This window comes from Streptococcus parasanguinis (assembly GCF_016648925.1).
Lineage (GTDB): Bacteria > Bacillota > Bacilli > Lactobacillales > Streptococcaceae > Streptococcus.
Map to the genome: position 1 here is coordinate 12,189 of NZ_JACLQX010000013.1, position 24,206 is coordinate 36,394.

The following is a 24,206-nucleotide window of genomic DNA, read 5'->3' on the forward strand; positions in this document are numbered from 1 at the left end:
TACCTCTTATTAGATATATTGGTCAAATGGAATTGTTTGATCAGAATTGATATTGTAGAATGGGAAGCCATATATATTAAGCCCCCATGAAGGGTTTTTTTTGCGTATTATTTCAAAATTCTGTCTGAAATGTTCAAGTAGTACGCCTAAATTCCACGCTCCGGCATGCCCTCCTTCCCCGTGCGAAGGAACTGTGAATCCAGTAGTTTGAAATTGTAGTCCGCCATTTTGACGCACAGAGTGTCTAAATTGGATTCGGTCTCCGACTAATTCCACTCTGTCGTAAGGAGTTTCACGACTATCACGAAATATTCTGATACCGGCGAAAGATCCGTCCGCCCCAGCATCTGATGGGTTGTCGGTCATTTCGTTGATCCATTTATGAGATGTATTTCCTAAAGTGGTCGCAACACCGCCATGTACGGAATCTTTAAACATCAACGCTCCGATAGTGTTGTGCTTCTTCTGAGGATGTGTGCGTTGTCTAAAGAGTACATTTTTACCAGACTTAAATTCAATTCGAGCGTTTTCATTAAAATCAATTTCCGAGTTATCTAGGTCAATTTTCATCGCTCCCTTATTAGATAAAATCCTACCACCACTAATACGTTCAGCAGAGAAATCAATCGAGGCAAGTTGCGTGATAAAGGCTTTTTGGGCCATTAATTCTCTGATGAAAGCTTGATTTGACACCAGCTTATCAATCATAGCCGAATCTACCAACACCTTATCAGCCGTGACTGAGTTTGAGGACAAAATTGGTGTAGTTACTGATCCTGCTTTCATGTGACCAGTTTCCACGCTCTCGCTTGCAATATGACGGCCTAAAATAGATCCATCAACTACCATGTCCCCTTTTACTTTAATCAATTTTGCAATTAAAGCAATGGATTCTGGCTCTTGTACTAGCAAGGAACTGATGGTTCTTCCACTAATTTCCTTACCAACACCAAAACTAATCTGCCCAGGAGTGATCTGGATATCCGTTTTTCTCAACATGTCACCCATTTGATTGGTTATTGTTGTGAATTGCCCATCTACGGTCTGTTTGTATTCGGCAATCTTAGACTCAATTTTAGTCTCTGAAGTGCCAGCTTTATCCAGTGGGCTGGGCCTAAATGCTGGAATCTTAGATCCACGGACTAAAATTGGATTTCGTATCCAAAACTCTCCGTTATTGATAGCATAGATGTAGAATGGGAAATTTCCTGTTTTGTTAAACTCAAAATCACGATTGGCAGTGAAATGGAATTCTGCTCGAATCCATCTATCTTTCGGTGTATTTTTGTCAGCAAAACCTTGACCAAATATGGCAGTATTGTTTGAATGGTTTTTTAATGCAAACGCTAGGCCTTTGTCTACCTCTACACCAGATTTGATCATGTAATCAAATGCGATAGAGTATACATCACCTTGCAAAATGCGATCAATATAGATTGGAAAACAAGGTCCTAGCCATGTTGTGGACGGAGACCCATCAATTTTCATTTTGAAGATTCCGTCTTCCGGCCTTGAAAGTCTATTATTATTATTATTATTGGGCACACTGTATTCAGTTAATGTGTCCGCAAATCTGATAAGATTGTCTGGTGTTGTATCGGTCGCAACACTTTCAAATCTTCGATTGATTCCAGCTACATCTTCCTCATATTTAGCTTTTGCTATGTAGCCTTGCTCTAGAATCTGCCTTGTTGCTTTCAGGGCATCAACAGCAGCTTTTTCAGAATATGTCAGCATGCGCTGTTCGAGTTCGCCATTTGGACCAGCTTTGCTCTCTAATTGTGTTAATTGAGTCGAGAGACCTTGGATGGTTCTTTCAAAAGTGGCTTGCGCCTGTGTTACTAAATATTCTTGATCTTCAGGGGCTGGTTGCCACGGCCTTTTTTGAGTCCCTTTATAAAGGTCAATTTCTGCAATATATAAATCGGACTGACCGCCATTTGTTCCATTATTATCAAAACGTAAATAGGCATTATCAATATCTCCAGAATTAAATTGGACCGATACACTTTCTAGGTCACTAATGCTTAATTTCTTGCCATTAATCAACTGTTTGATAATAGTGAAGCCTTGAGTTTCACCATTCCGTCTGCCTAAAACGAAAACATCATAAGATGTTAAAGCTGAATTATTAAATCCTCTAAAGTTAAGAGTGTAATCTGTATTCTTTTCTAACAAAAACCGATTAGAATTTATACCTTTTTCGGTTCGGTCATTGTTGGAGAAAATAAGTATTGGTTTTGAGCCGTTAAAATAGAATGGATGGTTCCCTATTTTTGTAATTCCGTTGCTGACAAAATACTTCGTACCTTCTTTATAAGCAGTATCACGAATTAAGTTAGGCCCACCGATTCTCGAAGAGGTAAGTTGCTCTTTAATTCCATTCACTGTCTGCTCGACATAAGAGCGATCAGCCTTGCCATTGGCCACATTAGTGAGGTCGGAGATAGCTTTTTCAGTCGTCTGCTCAAATCTGGATTGTGCGCCTTGAATCCCAACAAATTGGCTTTGCGTTTGAGTCTTGAAATCATTGATCAGCTTCTGGATGTCTGCATCACTGGTTTTTAATTGATCAGTAGTAGCTTTCAATCCTTGCATCTTCACTTCAATGCCATTGTATTGAGCTTTGAACTCTTCTACAATTTCATTTTTATTTGCTTGGTTTGCTGCGTTGATTTTCTCAGTTACTTTAGCCGAAATTTCCTGCTTAACTACTTCAGCTTGTGCTTTGGCTTGCTCGATACCATCTGTGATTTTATGTTCTAGCTCTTTTGCTTGCTTGTCATACTCGGCATTAGCATTATCTACAAGCTTCTGCACTTTCGCTTCGTATTCAGCATCATAAGACTTCATTTTCTTATCAAAGGAATCATTAACCATTCCAGAGATCGAGTCTGCTAAAGTTCTGGCAACTTCACCGAACCCGATGCTGACAAGTTTGATGCTCATTGGATTAAACTTGTATTTTGTAATCTTTTTTCGCAAATCCACATTGTATATCTCGTGGAAGAGGCTCACGATATCAAACATGTGTACTGGCTGATCTGCCTGGCCTACAACGTCAATCTCAAGGCTTTCTTCGATCATGTCACACAGAGTTTCACGGAAATAGCGCTTGCCGTATTCCTCAAGCGTTTTTTGATCCACAACATCCTGATCTTGTACTTCCATATCTGCTTCATAGATATGCTTGTATTTATTGATCAGTGGGCTATCAATGGTCACGGTTAGGATCTGATCTTTCTTTCCTTCCTCGTGCGCTTCGATAACCTTTTTAAAATGGATCCGTGTTCTCAACTCTTTAGTGGATTTCGATTCTTGAAACGACTTCATGTTTTTCTTGTAGGCAAACAATGATTCGTTTTCGATTCCACCGTTTTCTAACAATCGGACACTGTATTTGTCTCGGACGAGATCCCCACCCCACTGCCCAATGATGGAATGCTTATCTTTTGCCAAAGCTTCCATCGCTGAGATATCTTTAAGATTGAGGGTGTGTTTTGACATCACATCAGAAAAAAAGGTGAATGGTGTCTCCCGTTTGAATCCAGCAACAAGCGCATTCATCACAGTTGCTCCATTTACTCGATCAACATTGATCTTGTTGATCGAATAACCATTTAACAATGTAGCTACTTGGTTGGCATATACAGTGACATATCCGTGTTGCTTTTCGACTTCAAAGATAGTAAAGTACTGTTCTCCGTGCAAGTCATCAGCAACCAATTCTGTTTCTGGAGTTAACAATGCCCATTTGGGGTCTGATGTGGGAAATTTAAAGGTAAGCTGATAGGTGCTGTTAGCTTCCTGGGCAATTTCAGAGCTAAAAGCTTCATTAAGAGGGAAGTTTCCCTCTTGCAGATAGATCATACTTTATACCTCCAATTCCCTTTTATTGTGATTTTTGAAACAGTTCCTGAAACTGCAATACCAGAAGTGCCTGGAGCGATTTCGAAGAAACCACCTCTTTTTCTCAATGTATTTTTCAGATTTCCATTTTTGTCATAGACATTTTGTTTTTTATGACGGCAGTCAATTGTGGCTTTTGTATCAATCGTAAGTTGCATGGTTTGCTTCCCAATGGTTAGAGAGACATCACCATTGCCCTCGATTGTAATGACAGGTTCAGAATATACCGTTCCTGGATTGTTTACTGTGCCGTTACCTGCCAAAGTGACTACAGCGTCATTATTTAAGTAACGGAATGGATGCATCTTTAACTTGATTTCTAAAGTCCAAGCATGCAAGCCATTTTGTTTGAATGATGCGATCTGAAAATCAGCATAAAAAATAGAGCCTGGTCGATGACTAAACTCTATTTTATTTTCTTCCGGCTTGAATTGATTTACAATCATTTCGATTTCACTTGTTTTGACAACGTATAAGCTTACTGTCTTATCGTACCCGTCATAAGCTCCATCATATAAATTGTAGTCTCCGTTAGCTCCATAAATCGTATTTGATTCGACCCTTGGTGTTGCCGTCTGGTCTTCTCCAAAATCTGTCACATAGCAGTTTGGGATTGATCCAGTGTCAAATCCATTTATAATCATGTTAAACATTAGATTCCCTCCCTTGCCATAATTTTAGAATATCTTTGATAGCTGTTCTGCGCTAAAACATCACCGTCCAAATAGGTTTCTGACGGTTTTTCAAGAATAGCAGTAAGGATCTTTTCTAAACTTGCTCTCAGAATTGCGATCTCAGCAACGATATTTTCACCACTGTAGCTATTTCCGGTAGAATTATCTTTAAACGAAAATTGCTTGCTGGCATTTTTGATTTCTCGCAAGAATTTAGCATCTTCTGGGATTCCGACCCCTGCCGCATATCTTGGAAAACCGAGATTTTTCATCAATCGTTTAGTTCTATCGGCTCGCAATACTTTGGATCCACGAGGCAAGTTGAGTACAACATCCCGTCCGTCTGGTATGAATGAGCTCCCGTCTGGTAATGTTACCATTTCTTTATAGACTGCATTTCGCTGGTCGTTAACCATTGCAAGACCACCTTCGTGGAAGTTCGTACCTTTTTCGTGTCTTGATCCAAAAACACGGGAGAATGAGTTGACCACTTTATTTACTACTTCTGTAGCAGTGATAGTCGTGTGGTGACTTGTTGGAATACCGTTGATAGCATTGGTAGCACTGTTCGCAGCATTAACCGCACTAGTGCTATCGCCTGTTATGGACTTAGTTGGGCTTGGTGTAGCGTTCCAAGCGTTTTGATTATCAATCGCTTGTCGTGCAGCAGTGATAGCACCAGTTGGATCACCTAATTGTGGTTTAACAGGGCTTGGAGTGTTATTCCATTCTTGCTGTTTGTTAATCGCTTGCTGTGCAGCATTATTCGCATTGCTTGGATCAGCGGTAATTTGTTTTGTTGGTACGTTAAATCCGTTATATAATCCTAAAGCGCCCATTGCTTGGTTAGTTCCAAGTGTCACACCGTCTGGTGTTGCGATCAGATCAGTCTTGTGGTCGGTAGGTAGTGTTAAAATACCAGACACCGCACTAGCAATAGCACTCTTGGTCTTATCTTCTGCATCTAAATTGACTACGTGAGCCATACCAGTTAAAGAGTCAACTGCAAGCCGTACACGTTCAGCCTTATCGCTAGCAGCGTCCTTTAAGATCAGTTCTTTCTGCTCTGGTGTGAGTGTGTTCCAGCGTTCAATGATCGCAGTAGCACGTTCACCAGATGATAAGAAGTCAGTATTCTTCATTAAGAGTTCTTTAACTTCCGCTGGCATAGCATTGTATTGTTCTAACAATGTTTTATTATCAAGGATGGCTTGCATACCTTGATTGTTGCCGACCACAAGTTCTTTTTCTTGTGGGGTTAAACTATCCCACTTACCAACCTCAACCAGCGCTTGTCCGATCGTCATCTTAGCGTTAGTCTCAAGGTTTGCGTGCTTGAGGATAAACTGCATATTCTCCCAGCCATTTTCGGCTTGGAGTGCTTTAGTTACTTCCTCTTGTGCATTGGTTTTGACTTGCCCAGTCTTAGGATCAAATACCAATCCATTCCATAGGTTGTTAGCATCTTTGGTCTCCTGCGACATATTTTGTACGCTTTTAGCGACCATACCAGATGAACGACCTACGATGTCAGCAAATTGGTCTGCCTTGGCCATCATCTTGTCATAATCAAGTCCAAGCTCTGCCCAATCCTTGCGCATCTGGTCAAAGTACATCTTACGTTGTTCATCGTTACCGAAGTTAAGAGGTACTTTCTTACTCCACTCTTTTTGAAGTTCTGCATACTCACGGCCATAGGCTTCCATTTTGGTCTTGTGTTGGGCATTTAATTTTTCCATTTCCTTATTGTATTCGGACTGGCTATAAATTCCCTTTTCGTGAGCATCTTTCAATGCAGTCACTTGCTCATCGTAGAGTTTCTGTTCCTCTTTGAGCCATTTAGCTACGACTCCTGTACCTTTACGTAACTGCGTTTCATTCAGATCACTGATCTGGCCATTCATGGCTTTCACAATTGCGGTACGTTCATCGGCAGAATACTTCTGCAATGACAATTGCTTATCAATAAATTGATTTTCGTAGTCAGAAATAATCGCTTGTTCTTCGCGAGTAATCTTTCTGTGTTGGTCAGATGCATTTTGATAAATCTGTACAATCTCATCTGTCATCGACTGGATGTTTTTCTTTTGCTGTTCTGCTTGCGCTACAGCACGTTTTTGGATTGTTTCATTCGCACCAACCTTTTCAAGCCCTTTAAGAGTTTTCTCAAGGTCTTTGTCAATCGCTTTCTGGATATCATCGGCAAGCCCTTGCACACTCTTACGTACATTTTCAACCGCTTGTGCGCCACCTTGCCCAAAGCCTACGGTAGCTTGATGCACTTCATCGACTTTGGATTTTAACCGTGATAATTCTTGGTCTTGTAGCTTGCTTACGCTTGTACCCCACGTTTGAGTGCGTTCGTTTGCGTCTGCCATTTCTTTTGCTACTGTAGCAATCACACCAACAGCAACACCGCCTATTAGGACTCCCCAGGTGACAGGGTTCCCAAGCAGTGCGATCCCTTTTGCTAATAGACCAGTAGAAGCTACTGCACCTTCTGCAGCAGTGCTAGTTGCAGTGATTCCGGTTGTTGCAGTTTTAAATGCAGAAGAAAGACTGCTACCTTGTTTAAATAGTTGGAATGTCTTGCCTAATACAGAAAGCCCACCACCGACTTTACCAATACCTTGAGTGAGGAAGCCGATACCTTTAGTGATTCCTCCGATAACTCCGATACCTTTGCCAAGGATTGATAAGGCTGGACCTGCGCCTGCTGCAAGCAATCCCCATTTAATGATATTTTGCTGTTGAGACTCGCTCATTTCACTAAAAGCCTTGGCCATGTCAGCCAGTTTTGAAATCCATGGTTTCACAGCCTGCAAACCTGAATTCATAGCTTTTAACAATGGACCACCAAATTCAATTGCCAGATCAGTCACCTGGTTCTTAAAGATCTTCAACTGGGATTCTGTTGTCTCGTAACGTTTCTTAGCTTCGTTTGTGAGAGCTGTATTTTCTTTCCACGCACTATTTGACCTACGGACAGCGTCTCCCATCTTATCCGATGCAGATGCAAGAGATTTCAGCATATTACCTTGACGAATACCTGTCATTCCAAGTTCATCAAGAATACCGTCCATATTCTTGCCTTCATCGTGTGCACGTTGTAGACCTTTAATAAAGGCTTGCAATGCATCTGCTGGTTTTTGTTTCCAAGCTGTAGAGAATTGCTCTGCCGTCATTCCTGCAGTTTGTGCGATCACTTCTAATTTCTCTTTCGCACCTTTACCAACACCAGCTACTGCCTTACCGATACCAGTAAGGGTCTGGTTCATCGCAGTTCCCCCTGCTTCTGCTTCGATACCTACACTACTCATCGCAGTCGCAAGACCAAGAATTTCTGGTGTAGTCAAACCAGCTAGCTTACCGCCTGCTGCCAAACGGTTGGTCATTTCGACAATATCACGCTCTGTTGTGGCAAAATGGTTGCCAAGATCTACTACTGCTGATCCAAAATGCGCAGACCAGGTACCCAGATCTTTCCCAGAAACTTGCATGATATTCCCGATTTTAGCAATTGATGATGCTGCTTCTTCAGAACTTAAGTTTGTAGAGACACCAAGATTGATCATGGTCTTAGAAAAGTCCTTGATTGCTCCAATTGGTACCCCTAATTGTCCAGCTGCTTCCGCAACGTTTGCAATTTCAACTGCACTTGATGGCATTTCTTTTGCCATCTCACGAATACTAGCAGATAGTTTATCGAACTGTTGCGGTGTTCCATCTACAGTCTTTTTGACTCCTGCAAATGCAGTTTCATAGTCGATTGCAGCTTTTAAGGCAAATCCAGCGCTTGCAATCAATGGAGCTGTCACTCCTTTGGTTAATGTCCCACCAAAGTCAGAAACTTTCTTGCCAAATTTTTGGATGTTATCTCCATTTTTGACAAGGTTCTTCCCGAAGTTTTCCATTTTACCAAAAAAGCTATTTTCACGTCCAACAGCTTTCAAGGCTTGCTCAACTTTGTAGAGTTGTCCTTCCATTGCTGACAATTTTGCATTTTCTCGCTCAATATCAGCAGCAGCTTTGTCAAATTTAGCAGATCCAGGATCGAGCTTGTCGAAGTTCTGCTTCATTTGATCGAGTACCTTCTTTTGTGCTTCAATGGCCTGTCCTAAAGACTTGTATTTTGCTTTGAGGAGTTCAGTACTCTTACCATTGTTTTTCAATGTGCTGTCGAGCGCTTTGACATTATTTTGGAAATACTTCACAGCGTTCTTTGCACTTGTTAAGCTAGGATTGAACTTTGACACGTCCAGCCCTAGTTCGATATACATTTGTCCTAGTGGCGTTCCACCTGCCATTTTTCCTCCTTTTACAAACAAAAAAAGCCCAAAGAGGCTTTATGCTTCCATTTCTCCAAAAATGTCAGCTAGATCTAAAGACGCATTTTCGGTTTGATCTTTATCAAGATCAATAATTCCGATCAGATCTTCCCAGCTTAATTCCATCACATCATGGACATTCATGTTATATGGTCCATCAGCAACTTCCTTAACGAATTTGTAGAAACGTTTTAATGCATTTTTAGGATCTATTTTTTCCCCTTTGGGTCCACATCACCCACAAGATGAGCATAAATTTCCGTGAACACTTCGATGATTTTAGCAAAATCAGTATGTTCTAGTAATTGCTCTACTGTCACATTTTCGAATAGTGAGGCAATGAAGCCTAATTGTTGATCCAATTTTTCGACTTCTGTCTTGTCTGATGTGAGTGAGTCGTTCAATACAAGGTAATCACGATAATCACGAGTAGTAATTTCTTTACTAGAGTAAAGTACATCTTCTCCAGCTTCGTTCTTCATGGTAAATGTAATTTTTGACATTGTTTGCCTTTCTATAATTAAAAAAGCACCGAATGGTGCTTATTTCATTTTGTCCAAGTTTTATTTAAAAATTCAATTTTATTGACATCATTATCCGAATGGTCATTATCCATCGCATAAAATATAGCTATGGTTGCCTCTTTCCCGGCTTGTATGACGACACTTTTATCCGATTGAACAGAAACGGTATCATCGTTAGACATAACGGAATCATAAGCAAGATAATTTCCTTTGTCATCGCTCGCAAGGAATTTACCTGGATTGAATTCAATATTCGATGAGTCGTTATTTTTTATAGTCAGTGTTACCGTTACTGGGATGAAACTTTTAGAGTCATGGTTCATCGCAAGCATTCCGGAAGTTTGTTTTTTCGGTTCGCTGACAGCGATTTGAGTTTTGTCGAAAAGAACTCCGTCACCAAATTTGTAGCTAGTCAATGAATTCATTCCAAGAACAAAATCATTTGCTTCCAGAAATAAATCGTGATCTACATTTGATACGTATGTAGAGAGCTTATCTTTTACCATCACAGCTCTATCTTTTTCTTCCTTTACGCTCTCCAATTCCTTGTGTGTCTTAGAAAGTTGGTTGTTGGAATTTACGAGCATAATAGCAAGTACAATGGAAACTAGAGTAATCATAATTGTTGACGTCAACAAAACTGTATTTTTCTTATTTTTCATAACAAAACCTCCACAACTTATTATATCAATAATTGTAAAGGTTTACAACGATATAAAGATAAATAAAGGGGCTAAACGCCCCAATTATTACCCTGCTGCTGCCATACCAAGTTTTGCTTTCAATTTCTTGATTTTTGCTTCATCGCTACCAAAGTACATTGTACCGTACTTGTTCTTAGTTTGCTCATCAGTACTTGCGCCTGCTGCAAATGATACATCTGTAGTAGCAAGCTCATCAGCTTTATCTTTGATCGTATTAAGATCGATTGCATCCATTGACAGATTTCCTTTGTAGAATCCGTAGTAAGCTCCACCACCATCTGCGGTATTTGATTCGAGCAGGATCGCAACGTCTTTTGAAACTGTATCGGCCCCGAAATCGAGGATGTCATCATCGTTTTCGTATCCGAGAGCTTTAACGTAAAGCGCTACGGGGATATCCAAGAGACCAAGGTCTACCTTGACATCTCCGACTCCACGGTTGTTCACATGGTAGGCGATATTGCTTCCAAATGTTTTTGTAGGGTCAACGGCAAGACCAGAGATCTTAGCTGTTTGAGTCGCACCTTCTCCTTTTTTACCCTGGATGATGAAGAGGTTTTCTCCTTCTGTTGGGGTTTGATTCCCATCCAAAATGCGAACGGTCAAACTTTTAAAACCGACTGTCGCTGTACCTTGTTTTTGTTGTGTCATTTTAAATTTCCTTTCTAATAATCGTCATACAGTTTGCTCTTCCCTTTGTAGGTCCTAGCATCTGCATAGCGTTTGATTTCAGGGATCCATTCATCTAGGCCCCCAGCAATTTGGTAGAATCCTTGCGATTCCATCACCTTTTCGACTAACCCTTGCAATTTTTTGCATTCAATTCGGTTGGTCGATTCAACGTTGATTTGATAAAGAAATGTTTTCGAAAAGCTTGTATTACTTCCTTGGTCACTTTGGATAGGTGGCCCTAGTGGGATAATAACAATACTCGTCTGATCTGTTGGTAAGGTTTCAGGACGCTCAAATGATTTGATAGTGATCTTAGAAAGTTCCTCATCGCTCATCAGAGCATCATATATTTCTGATATCTTGTCTTTAATCATCCAAGCCCTTCTCCTTTCAATTTAGTTGCTAACCTATATTTAAATTTTTCTTTGTTGGCTTCCGAAAATCTTCGAATAACACCGAATCCCCTTGGATGGGCCTTTTTGGCATATCCAAATTCGTTCAAATGTTCCAACCGCCAACGTGATCCAGCGCCAAAACCAAGCTTAACCATTGGCACTCCTTCAAAAGCACCCGTTACATTTCCGACTGTTGCGCTTTCGATTGTTTCTCCGGTATCTTTGAAAACTTGTAGGGCGACTTTAAAGTCTTCAAGTGTTTCAGTTGCTGCGCCTTTCAAAGCTCTATTCGCAGACCTTCTCACTTTCGCATCGCCAAGCTTTGCTTCTAAATTCCGGATGACTTCATCGAAGCCTCTTAATGTAGCGCTACTAGTCATTTGATCCACCAATAACAACAATTAAATAATCACGGTTGTCATAATCGGGACGAACGTCAATGATCTGCCATTTTTTATTTTCTAATCGGTGATCATTTACTTGCACAAAATGCTTATTGTCAGGTTGATAACTTGTTAAAGGATCTCTAATTTTCAAGGTCATCTTTGCAGTCATTGATTTTCCTGTTGAAATTTCGATATCCTTTAAGCTAGGTGAGTAGATTTTTGCGAATGTATAAAATACTTTCTCAAAGCTCACATCCCGGCCATCTAATCCTTCAAGTACTTTTGAGTTATAAAACTCTACTGGAGTTCTTAATTCGCTTGTATTGGTTTCTGGCTTCTTGTATTTAAATTCAGGTTTATTCATCTTCCACAACTACATCTTCGTTTAGATTTTCCGAAGCTACTAAATCGTATTCTTTAACAAAATCAGGTAATTTCTTCATCAATTCGTTTTTTCGATCATCATCAACTTCAAAAATGTCTCCAACGTGTCGGACAACATTTTCTTTCAAGTCAAAGAAATCTTGGATTGTTTCTAGCACTCTTTTCCTCCTATTGGGTGGTTTTGAAGTGATAACTCAAGGAGTTCTCCTTGAAAATTTGCAAAGAAAAACTCGACCTGATCATTGTACAGATATCTTGCACGTTCCAAGACAAGCTCTTCAGTGCGAGAATCTGACAAATCAAAAGCTCCTGTTAAGTCGAGAATAGCTTTTTCGGATGAAACTAACATCCTTGAAAGATTCCCGTCTTCGGCATCATGAAAGATTTTCATCCGCTCCTTAAATGTTCCTAGAAGCGGATGAAGTTGTTTTGTTTCTTCCATTCGGTGTCACCACCTATTATTTGATTTCCAATTTCCAAACAGCAGCAGTCTTTTCATCATGGGCCTTACCGTAAGCAAATTGCTTAGCAGTGTAGAGGTTTAAGTCTTCGAGAGCGTAGGTTTCTGTATAACGACCAAACTCGATTCCGCCACCTACAAATGCATCATAGCGTCCTTTGACAAATGTAGTCACTTTGCCAGTGGTTTGAGCAACTGACTCAACCAAGATCAAGTTGTATGGCATTGCAGTCACATACACACCTTGAGCGTTAAGCGATGTATATTGTTTTTTGACATCCCATGCATCCGCTGGATTGACAACCATCACGACATTCCCTTCAACCGCCACTGGATTGCCATCAGATTTAACAGAATGATATTTGTACACAGTTGTCAATTCTTTGACCACTGTTGCAGAGTCCGCAAATGTAAGTTTTGTAGTTTCAACAGTTTTTTCTGCGTAAGTTGTTTTTCCGCTTGCTGCAGTTCCTGTGAGAGTGCGAGAAAGACCGATAGGCTTGTCGTCCCCATCACCATTCAAAAATGCAACTTCCAAAGCAGCAGCAAACGCTTCTGTGATTTGAGTGGATACGAATGATTGCAACCAAGCAGGGCCGAATTTTTCAGAATCTTTAGGAATGACTACAAATGCAGTCAATTTGTTTTGGATTGCTTCTTCTTCGTTGAATTCTTGTTTCAATTGGCCTTGAATTTCCCCGTTGATCTTGCCCCAAAGAGCTGTTCCGGTCTGAGTTGATTTGAGGAATTTAAGGCGGATGCCGGCATTGCGCAAGCCAATGTGTTGCAAGAGTGGGCGAGATTTCACCATATCATCAAAGATACGGTCAATTGTTTCTTGTGGGAAGAGTTTTTCTACTCCTACAGGGGCAGTTTTGTCGATGTCGTTGAAGAATTCACGAGCTTCCGCAGTCAATTTAGCATCATAAGGGTTCATTGCTGAAACTTCCTCATGAGCAGCATGACGAGCTTGCTCCATCATTTCGTTAGTCATCGACTCGATCATTTCATTGTAGAGCTTCGCTTGTTCTTCTTGAGGTGCGCCATTTGATACAGCGTTCAAGAAGTTCTGACGAATTTCGTTGAATTTGTTAGATAATTTCATTGTCATTGTATTTTTCCTTTCTAAAATGCAAAAAGACTGAACCCTTTCAGTACAGCCTCGTTTGTGTTATTTTCTGGACTTTCTGGTAGGGTGAATCTTTTCTTTACAAATTCACTATTTTCAAAAGTCTCTTCTGCAATCTGTCGAGCTTCCAGCTTATTAGCTACCAGCTCAGCAATTTTATCAACATCAGGGGTCATTGCTGACTTCATTTTGTCAATAAAATCATGTGGGATCATTGGAGTTTCACTTGCAGCGAATGTAGGAGCAATTTCTCCAGCAAACATGATCCTGTCAGCAAATCCTTGATTTACTGCTGATTCAGCATCGAACCAGGTAGTCTTGTTCATCAGATCCAATAAATCATCTAATGCTTTTCCGGTTTTATCAACATAAGCATTTGCGATTGATTTATTAAAACCTTCAAGTACTCCAGCTTCATGAAGTAGAGTGTTGTGGTCTCCGTCAACTCGTGATGACACGTTGTGGATCATGATTTGAGCAGTAGGGCTAATTTCTACTACATCACCAGCCATTGCGATAACGCTCGCTGCGCTTGCAGCAATTCCCACGATTTTAACAACTACTTTCCCTGAGTATGCCCGTAATGCAGTATAGATTTCGCTACCTGCATATACATCTCCTCCCCCTGAATTGATGTGAACTTCAATGTCCTCACCAGTTTCCGGTAATACTACATTTTTAGGAGCGGTACAGTCCCAACCAAACCAATCATAAAGCCAAACATCATCGTTTGACACGATTGTTCCTTTAATCGGAATCACTTTCATCTTCTTTCTCACCTCCCTTCTCTACATCCTCACCAAGTTGATAGTTCTTAGTGATCAGAGGCTTGTCGCCCCACGGTACAGCTTCAAGACCAAGTTCCTCACGGACCTCATTAATAAGCATGGAACCAGAAGAAATCAGCTTGTCAATACTTTGAGCAAGAGAGAATTTATCTCTTTGTCCTTCACCGACAATGACAAGTCGCTTATTGTCCTTGTACTCACTTTTGCTTAGTAAAGCAAAGTTCAGACCATCGCTCATCTTCTTGACAAGCGACTGGTAGCAATAGCTATTAAACATCTTCTGACTATTTTCCAGATTAGCCATATCCCCATGCATCAGAGCAGTGGGAATCCCTAAGATGTCAGCTACCTCATCATCAAATTGCCTACGAAGCTTCTTGAGTTCATCTACTGATAGATTTGATGTCCCGGTAGTGTTGGTCAGTTCAGAATATTCCATTCCTTCTTGAGCTGGGACAATCGCTACTGTCTTGGTCGTAAATGATTTAAAGAGACCATCTGCATATCGTTGCATCTTTTCACGTTTTGATTCGTCAAAACTTGCATTCGTTCTAGTACTGAGTACTCCACGAATCTGATTGTTTCGTGCAAGTGCTTCGACTAGTCGGGTGTGTAGTTTTTCATAATCGTTAAAGAGTTGAGTGAAATATTCTTGGAGACGATTGTTGTTGTACTGCAAGAAAATGACTTCATTCATCTTGAATGGTTTCTGGAAAGTATAATTTTGACAACTCACAGATGTGAATGTATCATCGAACACAGCATATTTCTGTCGGATGTACGAGTCGGCAATCAATAACTGATCGTCATTCGATAAGAAAATTAGTACTTCGTTTTTTGTCAATAAGCGATAAACCGCCTTTTGCCAAAACTCAGAAGCTGATTCATTCTTATTGGGCCTTACATTTAGCAGATAATCCCAATCAGTAGCCTTCTTTTTCCCATTATCGATGAATTTGAACTCAGATCTCGCAAAGATGCGGGCTACAAATTCAGCAGCCTTGTCAATCGACAGGCTCTTTAGTTGCAGATTTCCAAAGATCCGCTCCAGCTCATCAAATTCAAAACTTGGTTCCGGAACTTCTCGCTTGAATAAATTTAGCCATCCCAAGGCACCTCCTCCTTTCTAAAATTTTCTGCCTACCACCCACCCGGATATTTTTTATCGTTTAAAGAAAGACTTTTTGGAACGTTTGAGCTCCTTCTTGATTGATTCAAACTCTTTATTTGTTTGTTCAACATTTTTGGCACAAATCTCTTCATGCCGTTTTAAAGCTTGATTCAAAGTATTCAATTCGGATTTGAGGTCGCCAACTTTATTCATTAAGTGCATATTTTCCGCACTTAACACAACCAACTCACATTCGAGCTCATGGATCTTTTGTCCGAGCATTTGTTTCTTCTTCATTCGTTTGTTCATTTTGTTGTCCTTTCTAAAATTCCCAATCTTCGATCACGTCAAGAAAGTCTCCAACAGTACTTTCTTGAATGATTTCTCTCTTGTAGAGAGCAGCAATAAAGGCATGGAAACCGTCAGTCTTTCGTCTCAGCGGTTCCTTTTTCAAAAATCTCTTGTTTCCGTCTTTGTCTTCTTTGACAAAGGTATTATCGGTATACCAGAGCATTGATTTATCGTTTTCAAAAATGAATCTTTCGTTCGCAAATCCATCTTCAATGATTGGAGCTACCTTCGACTGTATCGCTCCTAGATTTCGCAAGAATTCATACTCAAAATCAGCTTCTTCCAGCAACGGTTTCAGCAAGTCCATTCGAAATCCGTCTGCGCAGACGATTTCGATATTGTACAACTTGCGCCACTGGATTAATTTATCAACAAGTAATCTTGGATCTATACTTGGACCATCTACAATAGTGAAAAGCCCTTGCTCCTGCCATTCACGGATTGGAGCCTTGATTTTAAACATATCCAAAAATTGCTTTCTGGCAAAACTGTGTTGCTTCCAGATAAACTCATCACCATTTTTAAAGAGTAGTCCCACACTTGCAAAGTCTCTGATGCTTGCATAGTCGAAACCAGCGACACAAGATCTTCCTGAGAGATCTATACCAGGGCTTCTCAATGCAGCCATTAACTTTTCACGAGTGGTCACATCTTTTTCAATGTCAGCTTCTGGCAGATTCATCCGTTTTGTCATAAACTCTTGTCTGCCTGACGGTTCCAATTCCAAATCATCATAGTCAGCTTTCGTTCTAGCTAATAGACGTTTGGCATAGGGAGTTGTTTCGTCAAGCATAGGATTCGCTTTTGGCCAGTTGCTCATATCATCCACTTCTTCCGGATCATCCAACTTACAGATAAAAGGGAATAAGCGGAACTCGTCAAGTTCGCCATTCAAGATCTTCATAGATTTTTCAATCATCTTGTCGTAAAACCCTTCACGAACGTGTCCATTTGTACCGTTGTAAAAGGTGCGAGCATGGGCAATTTTACCAAGTCCCGATCGCTGGATTTTAACAGCAGAGTCATTTTCAAACTGGTGAATTTCATCGAATTCAAGGCAGCCATCACGAGCCGAGTCCATTGTCTTTGGGTTGTTTGTCCGATAAGAAAAGACCGAGTTATTCCCTCGGCCTGTAATAGACATCTTTGTCAAATAGTAATGGTCTTCCAATCCTCTTCGCTGGACAGTCTCATAAACTTCCTCAAACGAGACCTTGCCTTGCTTCTCAGAGTTAGCTGTGATAGTCACATCGTAATCTCTGACAGGATAGAGAGGACTGATGAAGAATGCGTCCCGGCTGGACATAAAACCATTCTTTCCTCCCCCACGAGCAAGGGTCAGCAATATTTCATCAAATTGAGGTTCGCCATCTTCTTTCCGAAAAAGAAAGATAAATGGCGTGATGAACTTTTGATACTTAGCCAGTGGAAAGAAATTCTTCTCGGTGAACTGGATATATTTCTCAATCAAATCATTGTCAAAATATAAATCATCCCTCGGATAGATTTTTTCCTTGATGATTTTGAATAAGAGTGAGCGTTCTTTGTTGACTTTGATTTTTCCTGATTCGGCAAGTTCGATGTATTCATCAATCAGAGGATGAGAAATCACAACAGATCACTTCCGTCCGATGGTGGTTTCTTCTCGACTGGTGAATTTTCAACCTCAAAGTCAAATGATCGCTCAATCGCTAGTAGCTGATTGCTGGTTGTATTGATTTCTTTGATTAACGAGTTCGCTTTTTGAAATCTTTGCTGACCGTTATGGACGGTGATGACTAATCCATCTTGTTTGAGTCGTTCTTTCAACTCATACAGTAAACGGACCAGATAGAGATAGCGATGAACTTTCTCATACTGAATCGCATCTTTCTTTCGTGTGCTGAAATTGCCAATTTTGGAAAGTAACTGATTTTCCAATTCTTTTATATTTTTTTCTGAGTATTCTTCCATGAGCCCCCTCCCCCTTAAAAAATAGTGCTTTGCATTTGGACAATCGACCCCTCCCACCGGTTCCCAGAGACCGATTTTTTTCGATTTTTTTCGACCGGGGGGTCTTTGAATTTTTCAAAATTTTAAATTTTCATCCCCACCATTCATCAGAACGAAAATTTTTATTTTGCAGTTTGGATGATTTGCGAAATTGGAAGCGATGATGTCGCTTATTGTGACACTCCTTGCACAAAGTACGAAGGTTGTCGATATCTAGAGCAAACTCTGGATAATATTCTAGCTCTTTGATGTGATCGACTTCGAGGTTATCTGTCGTTACCTTTCCCTGATCTCGACACCAGACACATTCAAAATGATCTCGACTCATTGCTTCGAGTCTCAGTTGTCTCCATGATCTTGAAAGATAAAACTCTCTGCGACTTTCTCTTGTCGAAACATCTACTTTCAATTCTTAAATCCTCTGTAACATTTCATACTTTCAATTATCTATTTCTGAAATTCATTATATTATTTCTGAAAACTATGTTGTTTTTCTCTCTTGAATTAGACATATCTTATATTCTGTCTGATTCACACCAGATTAAAAAAGCCAGTAAAATAAATGAATAGCAGGTAATTAATAAAACTAATTAGCATTTTACTCGTTGTGTCTAATTGATAACTATAAATCAAAATTAGACATGGCTTTATCTCGTTGATCCTGTCTAATCCCAATATATCTCAACGTAATTGCAGGAGATGAATGATTAAATAGATCCATGAGCATTGCCACGTCTTTGGTTTTTTTGTAATAGTGATACCCAAATGTTTTTCTCATCGAGTGGGTGCCAATGTTTTCAATTCCGCACTCGATAGCTGCGGTCTTCAATATCCAATCGACTGTCCGCCTGTCAAGTGGTTTGTTTTTTCCGATGCGACTTTGAAACAGATAATGATGCAGTGGCATATCCTTTGTGTACTCTCTGACTTCTTTTTTCAGATTCTTTGTCATCTTGAGCTGTTTCCTTTTTCCAGTCTTCTGCTCTTTGATTTTGATATACCAACCTTGCACATCCTTTACTCGTATTCGAAGAATGTCGCCCACTCGTAATCCGGAATTGATGCCAAATAAAAAGAGCAAGTAGTTTCGCTCATTCCATTCTCGCAGATATTCCTTCATGGCTTGAATATCATCCTTATCCCTGATTGGGTCCACAATGTTCATCGACTCACCTCCTTCCAAGATAAAATAAAAAGCCAGCTTGTGCTGACTTGGTTGATATTAGGAGTACAGGATTCGAACCTGTGACACGCCAGTCATAACCCGACCGCTCTACCAACTGAGCTAACTCCTAACCCGTTTCATAAGGATCCATCGGTTCGGTTTTACCCGATGATATAATTTTACCATCTTATTTTTAAATTTTTTCCACACTTTCGACTGTATTTTTAACTTTTTTCCAAATTAATATTAATTTTAGTGTTCACAGATAGTTCATAGATTTTCTTTTCAAGCCCACTAAAAAATGGCTCGATCACTTCCTTGTAGGCAAGAGACTTACTACAGTGCAAGTATTTAATTGATGCCCCTTCCACTGTCAGAGTTCCATCGATGTAAACCTCTTTGATTGCAGCCCATTGTTTTTCGGGTGTTAGAATTTTGATAGTGCTGATTGCCTCTCGAAGTAATTCGAGACGATGTAGTTCTGGATCCGATTCTTTTTTGATAATATCGGCCAGGGCTTTCGGTGTCATTACCTTATTACTTTTGATTCCTGTATTTGGATCGGTTGGTTTCCAAGGCACTTCTATTTCTTCGATTCGTTCCTTGATTTCTTTTTCAAACGGATACTGTTGCAAAGCCAAAATTAAATACCCAAACCGACTTCTTAGATTCATTTACTATCCTCCCTGCAGTATACTTCTATAATTCCATTCAATCCTAAACTTTCACGATAAGCAAGTGCCTCGGATCTAGCACGGAATTCTTTCTCTGTATACTTTGCTGAATGTTTAGGATCGCTCCAACTTGAACGTCCATGGTATTTCCTAACAACATATACCCTCATTTATTGTCCTCCACATCAATGATATGATCAATAATACGCTTTAAATCTCTTATATTGTCAAATGGCAGCACTGCATCGTGAAGATCTTCAAAGTATGAATCTGTTTCAAAAAACTCTTCCCCAAGTATAGCTATCTCTAGCTTGCCATTTATTTGGGCAATAGATAGAATTCTATTCGCTCGTATTGGTATATGTACATTATCCAAACTCATCATTTCTCCTTTCTGTTTTTAAACGCTATCACACTGGCCCAGATCAAACCAGAGAGCCAGACTAGGCCGAATAATAAATAGATAAAGTTTTGTAGGTCCATGTTAATTCCCATCTATTTGTTATACAGTGTTACGTTGCTTGAGTGAGTGTAATATACCTCGCCATTTTCGAAAGTCACACGAATACTATCTTGTTCGTCATATTTTGCCCATTGCTGTACTTCACCTTCGACAATTCGTCCGTCAACTAGTCTGACTTTTGCGTATTTGAAAGTAAAAGTTGTTTCAAGAATATCTTTATTTCCACACCCCGATAGTGTTATAAAAGACAAACAAACAAAAACTGTGATCAATAATTTTTCTATCATATTTCTACCTCTTCCTCTTATGCTTCATTCAAATACTGGTTAAATACATCTTCGTCAAGAACTCCATTCTCAATTAAAGTCTCAACAGCAATTTCAATTTTAATCAAACGATTTAATTCTTTATTAGGCAATGAAGCCATGATAATCTCTTCCATTATTTCACCTCTACTATTTCTCCCGTGAATTTGTTTTCAAGACCTCTAAACAGTTCATATTCTCCGTTGTTATACGAATAAACTGCCGTCGTTGTCTCTTCCCACTGGCTTCGTGTATATGGGTATTTGTTTGGTCGTTTCATTCTGTTACCTCCTCGACTTTTTTTTAGCAATCTTGTAAATCAAAATATTCCATCAGCTTGTCCTGCAATTCTCTTAGAGTCGAGCATTGTTCAAGAAAATCAGATATGTCGTTTATCGTGTCTTCTTTATTTAATGTATTTTCTACAACTGCATCAGCTACCCATTTTGGATGTGTCCCAGCATAAGAAAATTCATCCTGTGGTAACAACTCAAGCAACGCTTCATAGCGCTCCTCAAGAGCAATTAAAGAACCAAAGGCATCTATGTAGTCAGTATCTGCTTTCTTGCTTTCAAACACTTCTGGCTGATTTTGTTTCACAATTTCCGCATAGATAGCAGACCATTCTTTTTCTGAAAAACGTGATTTTTCAACCAATGCACCATATTCAATTTCTTTACCATCTACTGTTACTTTGTAATTCATTCCTTTACCTCCTCTAATTCAATTCCTTCACAATCAAAGACCCAACCAAATCCAGCTTGTTCCAATTTCTTCTTTGTAAGTTTTGAATAAGCTTTACTACTGTAAAAATAAATTGCATCTTCATCAGGATCTCTCATGATGTATTGACCGGATGCTTTTATTTTCACTTTGTAGCGTTTTTCTTTTTTTAACAATTCAGGGCTTTCCCAACGATTCCCAATTTTTGAGTAGTATTTGAGAATGTCTCTTGTTATGTCTATTCTGGTATTTATTGTAATACCTTCACCAAACCATCTGCAATTGTCATAATCATATCTTACAAGAAATATATATTCTTGCGCATTGTTTCTCAGAACATCTGCTTCAAATATCTCATTACCGTTTGCGTCTTCAAGTCCTGTTGATTGCATGAGTTCAACTTTATCCGCCCTACGTAAAAATGTGATCCCGTCCCCAATAGATTCAAATTCACCACGGTTAAAATTAATTTCATCCACTAAATACATTTTCTTGTCGGTCTTGTCATATGCTCTAAATTTTAGAATCATCTTGCACCTTCTGTGAAACTATTAACAATATTTTGCTGTTCAGTATCGATTATTTTGTTTTTATAATTCAATATCGGAGCCATAACATCATTCAGCAGTGCAGGCTTCAAAATGAGTTCATTTGTTGTCAAAAATATTTTACCGTTGATTTTGATTTTGATGTCATGACCGTTAGCAATATGTTCAAGGTCGTTTTTGGATAAATAGATTTCAAATCTACTCATTCTTCCACCTCCTCAATCTCAAACAGCGGACTATTAAACACTTCACCAAACCCAGCTTTTTCAAGCTCTTTGCGGGTGTGTTTTATAACAATACTTTCCCCCCCGCTAGCCATAAAAGTCCAATAACCTTCATCTAGAATATATGCCAAATAGCAAAACAGAGCTCTCAAGTTTTTCATCTTCACCAGATACCGCTTCTCTTTCTCGACTGTATAGCCATTGATCCAAGCGGCAGCAAGTGTTTCTTGATTACGTTCGTGATAAACCCATCTCAGAAGTTCTTCATCTTCTTCGTCTTCTATACACTTAAATAAATCTTGAAAATCCCAATCATTCTCTATAGCATATTTAATATAATCCGCAACAAACTGCGGTACTACCGTCTTCTGCGGTTCGTTTAGTTGTTCAATAAGTTTAATTGCTGCGTCTATCTCAATATATTCTGCCTTGTTACCGAAAAGATTCTTTAAACCTTTTATCCGTTCAATCAACTCTTGTTTATTCATTCTTCCATCTCCTTTGGTGGTTTCGGATAACTCATCCAAAATACTGTGTCTTCATCAGTGTCCTCAAAACCAATTCCTTCCCCATAATCAACCCATATATCAGTGTATATCTTTTGTGTGCTTGGATTATAGACAAGGACTTCTTCATCAATTTCTGGAGTTTTGCCTTCCCAAATAAATTCAATGCCATCATGAAAATATTCCTTTTCATCTTCAGCAATATTCCTTGTTGTTAACTTATTCCATTCATAAAGTGCCACAGTTATGTCTGATGTTCGTTTTGCATTAGCCATTTTTCTCCTCGCTTTCACACAACAAATCCTACTTATCCCATATCATTTTAGCTACCACTAAAATCAAAACAGAAATTACTAGGTCAGCTATTGCAGGCATAAAGACATAGAACCAGCTCCAAGAGATTACACCTAACAATTTCAAAGTTATTAATATCAAAGTTAACCAACTAATAAATCCCATTAATCTACCTCCTCAACTTCAAAGAGTGGATTTGTGAACACATCACCGAACCCGCCTTTTTGCAGCTTTTCCATTGTGTGATGTGAGCGAAGATCTAACGTGTTATTGTCATTGCCGATATACCAATATTTCTGTAAAACGTTCCATTTAAGATATTTGCAATTTTTATCGATATTCTTAACCGCTACGATATATTGTTTTTCTTTCTCGATATGATATCCGTTAACCCAAGCGTCAGCGAATACGTTTTGCCGATTCTTTTCATCTTCACAAAACCACAAATTTACTTCTTCGGGTGCATTTTCTAGCGCAAAATGTAAAGTCTTGTTTTGTCCTCTCACGCAAGAGATCCAGTTCGCCACCGGACGAGGAAGCGTAACTCTTTCTTTTGGTTCGTCTAGCTGCTTGACTAAGTCTAAGATCAATTTCTTTCCGATGAATGGACCGGAAGATAAATATAAAGTTTCTGCACTCTTGATTTTCCCGATTAATTCTTGCTTATTCATTCTTCCACCTCCTCAACTTTCAAGCTTTTTGATTTCACGTTCAACTAGCTCTTTACGTTTTTGTAATTCTTCTAGCTTTTGGGCGTCTAATGCTTTCTTGATAATTTCAAGCCGTTCAATATCAATCCTAAAATTTTCTAGGGAATCAACTTTTCGAGCATACTCTCTGAAATTATTCGCCCAATTCCATTCTTCCCAACCGAAACTATTGTTTAGTTCTCGCACTAAATCATTATATTTATTTCTTAAATCAATATTAATTTGACGCTGATAAAACATTACAAATGTCGCCATTACCAGGACTGACACACAAGCTAAGAACATCACCCAATACATAAGTTCTCCCATTTATTCCACCTCCTCAAACTTTACGAACGTCATCCAGTGGGTTGTTCCTCTTCGTTGTCCAAACAAAGGTTTAAATGGAATGACCTTTAGTATTTCTTTTACATTTACCTGGCAATCAGACCACTTAAAAATTAACGTTCCCCCTGTTTTTAAAACACGCATGCACTCTTCAAAACCTTTAGCCAAATCCTCAGACCAAGTGTCTTTATCAAGTTGTCCATACTGGGCTTTCATTATCGAATTAGGTCCAGCCCATTTTAAATGAGGTGGATCAAAAACAACCAAATTAAAAGTATTATTTTCAAATGGCATATCACGGAAATCGCCAATAACATCAGGATGTACGTTGACTTTTTTACCGTGTATTTCAAAGTTTTCTTTTCTGATATCCATGAAAGTTGTATGGCTTTCATTTTTATCAAACCAAAACATCCGACTACCGCAACAAGCGTCAAGTATTTTAATTTCTTCTGTCATT

Annotated in this window: 34 protein-coding genes and 1 tRNA gene; all 35 read right to left on the reverse strand. The window is 39.4% G+C overall.

Going from position 1 to position 24,206, the window contains the following annotated elements:
• Nucleotides 1-9 precede the first annotated feature (9 nt).
• Nucleotides 10-3,870: a phage tail spike protein gene (locus H7T97_RS05940; protein WP_201089735.1), complete on the reverse strand. Its 3,861-nt coding sequence runs from the start codon at nucleotides 3,868-3,870 to the stop codon at nucleotides 10-12.
• Nucleotides 3,867-4,562, reverse strand: coding sequence for a phage tail family protein (locus H7T97_RS05945; RefSeq protein WP_201089737.1), 696 nt, complete (start codon nucleotides 4,560-4,562; stop codon nucleotides 3,867-3,869). The genes H7T97_RS05940 and H7T97_RS05945 overlap by 4 nt, the downstream gene beginning before the upstream one ends.
• A complete protein-coding gene (locus H7T97_RS05950) occupies nucleotides 4,562-8,890 on the reverse strand; it encodes a phage tail tape measure protein (RefSeq protein ID WP_201089739.1) in 4,329 nt (1,442 codons plus the stop codon). The genes H7T97_RS05945 and H7T97_RS05950 overlap by 1 nt, the downstream gene beginning before the upstream one ends.
• 39 nt (nucleotides 8,891-8,929) lie before the next feature.
• The gene (locus H7T97_RS10335; RefSeq protein WP_009732632.1) at nucleotides 8,930-9,055 is read right to left on the reverse strand and encodes a hypothetical protein; all 126 of its coding nucleotides are present in this window, start codon (nucleotides 9,053-9,055) and stop codon (nucleotides 8,930-8,932) included.
• 65 nt (nucleotides 9,056-9,120) lie between these two features.
• Nucleotides 9,121-9,414 carry a phage tail assembly chaperone G gene (gpG, locus tag H7T97_RS05955; protein ID WP_009732631.1) on the reverse strand — a complete coding sequence of 98 codons (294 nt, stop codon included), beginning with the start codon at nucleotides 9,412-9,414 and terminating at the stop codon, nucleotides 9,121-9,123.
• A 44-nt stretch (nucleotides 9,415-9,458) separates the two neighbouring features.
• Nucleotides 9,459-10,097: a DUF4352 domain-containing protein gene (locus H7T97_RS05960; protein WP_049472240.1), complete on the reverse strand. Its 639-nt coding sequence runs from the start codon at nucleotides 10,095-10,097 to the stop codon at nucleotides 9,459-9,461.
• Between the two features lie 87 nt (nucleotides 10,098-10,184).
• Complete coding sequence (locus H7T97_RS05965; protein WP_049472239.1) at nucleotides 10,185-10,790, reverse strand: major tail protein; 606 nt, start codon at nucleotides 10,788-10,790, stop codon at nucleotides 10,185-10,187.
• 14 nt (nucleotides 10,791-10,804) lie between these two features.
• A complete protein-coding gene (locus tag H7T97_RS05970; protein WP_031575424.1) occupies nucleotides 10,805-11,185 on the reverse strand; it encodes a hypothetical protein in 381 nt (126 codons plus the stop codon).
• On the reverse strand, nucleotides 11,182-11,586 hold the full coding sequence (locus H7T97_RS05975) for a hypothetical protein (protein WP_201089741.1): 405 nt from the start codon (nucleotides 11,584-11,586) through the stop codon (nucleotides 11,182-11,184). Before H7T97_RS05975 ends, H7T97_RS05970 begins: the two co-directional genes overlap by 4 nt.
• On the reverse strand, nucleotides 11,579-11,956 hold the full coding sequence (locus H7T97_RS05980) for a hypothetical protein (RefSeq protein WP_049472237.1): 378 nt from the start codon (nucleotides 11,954-11,956) through the stop codon (nucleotides 11,579-11,581). The genes H7T97_RS05975 and H7T97_RS05980 overlap by 8 nt, the downstream gene beginning before the upstream one ends.
• Nucleotides 11,949-12,134, reverse strand: coding sequence for a hypothetical protein (locus H7T97_RS05985; RefSeq protein ID WP_049496578.1), 186 nt, complete (start codon nucleotides 12,132-12,134; stop codon nucleotides 11,949-11,951). Before H7T97_RS05985 ends, H7T97_RS05980 begins: the two co-directional genes overlap by 8 nt.
• A complete protein-coding gene (locus tag H7T97_RS05990) occupies nucleotides 12,128-12,418 on the reverse strand; it encodes a hypothetical protein (RefSeq protein WP_031575412.1) in 291 nt (96 codons plus the stop codon). Before H7T97_RS05990 ends, H7T97_RS05985 begins: the two co-directional genes overlap by 7 nt.
• Before the next feature lie 16 nt (nucleotides 12,419-12,434).
• Nucleotides 12,435-13,547 carry a phage major capsid protein gene (locus H7T97_RS05995; protein ID WP_201089743.1) on the reverse strand — a complete coding sequence of 371 codons (1,113 nt, stop codon included), beginning with the start codon at nucleotides 13,545-13,547 and terminating at the stop codon, nucleotides 12,435-12,437.
• 14 nt (nucleotides 13,548-13,561) lie between these two features.
• The gene (locus H7T97_RS06000; RefSeq protein WP_201089745.1) at nucleotides 13,562-14,332 is read right to left on the reverse strand and encodes a head maturation protease, ClpP-related; all 771 of its coding nucleotides are present in this window, start codon (nucleotides 14,330-14,332) and stop codon (nucleotides 13,562-13,564) included.
• The gene (locus H7T97_RS06005) at nucleotides 14,313-15,464 is read right to left on the reverse strand and encodes a phage portal protein (RefSeq protein WP_049472230.1); all 1,152 of its coding nucleotides are present in this window, start codon (nucleotides 15,462-15,464) and stop codon (nucleotides 14,313-14,315) included. Before H7T97_RS06005 ends, H7T97_RS06000 begins: the two co-directional genes overlap by 20 nt.
• A 51-nt stretch (nucleotides 15,465-15,515) precedes the next feature.
• Complete coding sequence (locus H7T97_RS06010) at nucleotides 15,516-15,773, reverse strand: hypothetical protein (protein ID WP_201089747.1); 258 nt, start codon at nucleotides 15,771-15,773, stop codon at nucleotides 15,516-15,518.
• Between the two features lie 13 nt (nucleotides 15,774-15,786).
• Complete coding sequence (locus H7T97_RS06015) at nucleotides 15,787-17,427, reverse strand: terminase TerL endonuclease subunit (RefSeq protein WP_201089749.1); 1,641 nt, start codon at nucleotides 17,425-17,427, stop codon at nucleotides 15,787-15,789.
• Nucleotides 17,424-17,768 carry a hypothetical protein gene (locus H7T97_RS06020; RefSeq protein ID WP_009732618.1) on the reverse strand — a complete coding sequence of 115 codons (345 nt, stop codon included), beginning with the start codon at nucleotides 17,766-17,768 and terminating at the stop codon, nucleotides 17,424-17,426. The genes H7T97_RS06015 and H7T97_RS06020 overlap by 4 nt, the downstream gene beginning before the upstream one ends.
• 130 nt (nucleotides 17,769-17,898) lie before the next feature.
• On the reverse strand, nucleotides 17,899-18,216 hold the full coding sequence (locus H7T97_RS06025; protein WP_049496599.1) for an HNH endonuclease: 318 nt from the start codon (nucleotides 18,214-18,216) through the stop codon (nucleotides 17,899-17,901).
• A 213-nt stretch (nucleotides 18,217-18,429) separates the two neighbouring features.
• The gene (locus H7T97_RS06030; protein ID WP_201089751.1) at nucleotides 18,430-18,972 is read right to left on the reverse strand and encodes a site-specific integrase; all 543 of its coding nucleotides are present in this window, start codon (nucleotides 18,970-18,972) and stop codon (nucleotides 18,430-18,432) included.
• Between the two features lie 57 nt (nucleotides 18,973-19,029).
• Nucleotides 19,030-19,102, reverse strand: a tRNA-Ile gene (locus tag H7T97_RS06035).
• A 94-nt stretch (nucleotides 19,103-19,196) separates the two neighbouring features.
• Entirely contained in the window at nucleotides 19,197-19,646 is a 450-nt protein-coding gene (locus H7T97_RS06040) for a hypothetical protein (protein ID WP_049472222.1), read from the reverse strand.
• 166 nt (nucleotides 19,647-19,812) lie between these two features.
• Nucleotides 19,813-20,028 carry a hypothetical protein gene (locus H7T97_RS06045; RefSeq protein ID WP_129299843.1) on the reverse strand — a complete coding sequence of 72 codons (216 nt, stop codon included), beginning with the start codon at nucleotides 20,026-20,028 and terminating at the stop codon, nucleotides 19,813-19,815.
• Between the two features lie 113 nt (nucleotides 20,029-20,141).
• The gene (locus H7T97_RS06050) at nucleotides 20,142-20,396 is read right to left on the reverse strand and encodes a hypothetical protein (RefSeq protein ID WP_201089755.1); all 255 of its coding nucleotides are present in this window, start codon (nucleotides 20,394-20,396) and stop codon (nucleotides 20,142-20,144) included.
• Nucleotides 20,397-20,413: 17 nt separating this feature from the next.
• Entirely contained in the window at nucleotides 20,414-20,551 is a 138-nt protein-coding gene (locus tag H7T97_RS06055; protein ID WP_164978953.1) for a hypothetical protein, read from the reverse strand.
• Nucleotides 20,551-20,694, reverse strand: coding sequence for a hypothetical protein (locus H7T97_RS06060; RefSeq protein WP_164978952.1), 144 nt, complete (start codon nucleotides 20,692-20,694; stop codon nucleotides 20,551-20,553). Before H7T97_RS06060 ends, H7T97_RS06055 begins: the two co-directional genes overlap by 1 nt.
• A gap of 23 nt (nucleotides 20,695-20,717) precedes the next feature.
• Nucleotides 20,718-21,119: a hypothetical protein gene (locus tag H7T97_RS06065; RefSeq protein WP_129299841.1), complete on the reverse strand. Its 402-nt coding sequence runs from the start codon at nucleotides 21,117-21,119 to the stop codon at nucleotides 20,718-20,720.
• Complete coding sequence (locus tag H7T97_RS06070; RefSeq protein WP_201089758.1) at nucleotides 21,116-21,667, reverse strand: YopX family protein; 552 nt, start codon at nucleotides 21,665-21,667, stop codon at nucleotides 21,116-21,118. Before H7T97_RS06070 ends, H7T97_RS06065 begins: the two co-directional genes overlap by 4 nt.
• A complete protein-coding gene (locus H7T97_RS06075) occupies nucleotides 21,664-21,891 on the reverse strand; it encodes a hypothetical protein (protein ID WP_129299840.1) in 228 nt (75 codons plus the stop codon). Before H7T97_RS06075 ends, H7T97_RS06070 begins: the two co-directional genes overlap by 4 nt.
• A complete protein-coding gene (locus tag H7T97_RS06080) occupies nucleotides 21,888-22,397 on the reverse strand; it encodes a DUF1642 domain-containing protein (protein WP_129299839.1) in 510 nt (169 codons plus the stop codon). The genes H7T97_RS06075 and H7T97_RS06080 overlap by 4 nt, the downstream gene beginning before the upstream one ends.
• Nucleotides 22,394-22,690: a hypothetical protein gene (locus tag H7T97_RS06085; protein ID WP_129299838.1), complete on the reverse strand. Its 297-nt coding sequence runs from the start codon at nucleotides 22,688-22,690 to the stop codon at nucleotides 22,394-22,396. Before H7T97_RS06085 ends, H7T97_RS06080 begins: the two co-directional genes overlap by 4 nt.
• Before the next feature lie 28 nt (nucleotides 22,691-22,718).
• Complete coding sequence (locus H7T97_RS06090) at nucleotides 22,719-22,874, reverse strand: hypothetical protein (RefSeq protein ID WP_164978951.1); 156 nt, start codon at nucleotides 22,872-22,874, stop codon at nucleotides 22,719-22,721.
• A complete protein-coding gene (locus H7T97_RS06095) occupies nucleotides 22,874-23,380 on the reverse strand; it encodes a DUF1642 domain-containing protein (protein ID WP_201089760.1) in 507 nt (168 codons plus the stop codon). Before H7T97_RS06095 ends, H7T97_RS06090 begins: the two co-directional genes overlap by 1 nt.
• Before the next feature lie 12 nt (nucleotides 23,381-23,392).
• Nucleotides 23,393-23,728, reverse strand: coding sequence for a hypothetical protein (locus H7T97_RS06100; RefSeq protein WP_195487084.1), 336 nt, complete (start codon nucleotides 23,726-23,728; stop codon nucleotides 23,393-23,395).
• On the reverse strand, nucleotides 23,729-24,205 hold the full coding sequence (locus H7T97_RS06105) for a class I SAM-dependent methyltransferase (RefSeq protein ID WP_129299835.1): 477 nt from the start codon (nucleotides 24,203-24,205) through the stop codon (nucleotides 23,729-23,731).
• Between the last annotated feature and the right edge of the window lies 1 nt (nucleotide 24,206).